Genomic DNA, 1342 nt, shown 5'->3' with positions numbered 1-1342 from the left:
TATATGGAATCCACGTATTTACAAAGTGATTTAGCGATTAAAGTTAAGATGCGGTCGTATATACGGCTTCTTGTTGAAGGCGCTACCTTCTAGCCTTTGATGTTTGCGCACCTACTGTCCTCATCGAGTTATCAGCTTTTAATAGCGTGAAGGAATGGCCAGGTTTTCAGTAGGTTGGTCTTACCTTTTTTGCATCATCATTTTGTAAAACTTTAAATTAGTATTGTGTGTTTAGTGGTTTACGCTGTTATTAAAATAGGTGAATATTTTGTTTCGTTCCTAAGCATTGCCCATGCTGTTCGGACCACTTTATTAGCAAGAGCAATACAGGCTTTTTTAAAACCAATACGTTCAATTATTTTTTTAAGCCAAGCATCTTTTTGAGTTATCGGTATTTCAGGCAACCTTCCAACATAAGACATGGCACCGAGATAAAGTAGAGAGCGTAGCTCTTTGACGCCACCACACTTATCAATGCCGATCATGAACACTTTGCCACCAGAACTATGTTGTTTAGGAGTGAGACCAATGAATGCAGAAGCTTGTCTACCGTTCTTGAACTGCTTACCATCACCAAGGGTTGTATAAAGCATTGCAGCTGTAACTTCGCCAACTCCTTCGATTGCCATCAATCTCTGGCATGGCTCTATTTGGCGAGTTAACGCATTCTTTTCTTTTTCGAATGCTATGAGCTTCGATTTTAGCTGTTTGTACTGCTCCCACAGCATAGATAAAACAGACACTACATTAGCGGGTATTTCTGTCTCTCCATCCAAAACAGTTTGAACAGAAGCCTTCAAACCTTTTTCACCTTTTGGATTAGCAATACCGTATCCTAAAATTGTTCCTCGAATGTGCTGTCCTAAAGAAACAACACTGCGAGATAAGAAACGACGACTACTCTCTAAAGATTGCATAGATTGTTGTTCAAGCGATTTTGGGCGACTGCATTTGATACCTATTTGTATCGCGGCATTAGCAATGGCCAGAGCGTCGTTGTGATCAGTTTTATGACCTTCAAGGTATCCTTTTACTTTTTTGGGATTGATGATTCGTACTTCATGTCCAAATCTTTCAGCTAACTGTCCCCAATAGTGACAACCACAGCAACCTTCCATGGCGACAATAGAAGGTTTTGCCTTAGCAAGAAATTCCTTCATTTTTTGTCGGCTTAACGGTTTGTTGGAAAGCAATTCACCATGAACACTGATATGGCAGGCTTGAAGCACATTTTTTGCTAGGTCGATAGCGATAACATTTTTAGTCAACATATTGGAACCCTCGGTTTTTTCTCACTATCCTAAGTCTAGATTGCTAAGGAGGGAGTGGATTCCATACATCA

1 protein-coding gene is annotated in these 1342 nt (G+C 40.1%); it reads right to left on the bottom strand.

All coding sequences use genetic code 11. From position 1 onward, the window contains the following. Nucleotides 1-239 precede the first annotated feature (239 nt). Nucleotides 240-1271, bottom strand: a complete 1032-nt coding sequence (locus AB6E78_RS22900) for an IS110 family transposase (protein WP_102269065.1) — start codon at nt 1269-1271, stop codon at nt 240-242. Between the last annotated feature and the right edge of the window lie 71 nt (nt 1272-1342).

Origin of the sequence: Vibrio sp. 10N.247.310.98, assembly GCF_041467395.1 — a bacterium.
In the GTDB taxonomy this organism is placed as follows: domain Bacteria; phylum Pseudomonadota; class Gammaproteobacteria; order Enterobacterales; family Vibrionaceae; genus Vibrio; species Vibrio crassostreae_C.
This window is presented reverse-complemented; position numbering and strand designations above follow the sequence as displayed.

Coding starts and splice junctions, on each gene's coding strand:
- AB6E78_RS22900 (WP_102269065.1), bottom strand. CDS start 1,271: ATGTTGACTAAAAATGTTATCGCTATCGACCTAGCAAAAAATGTGCTT.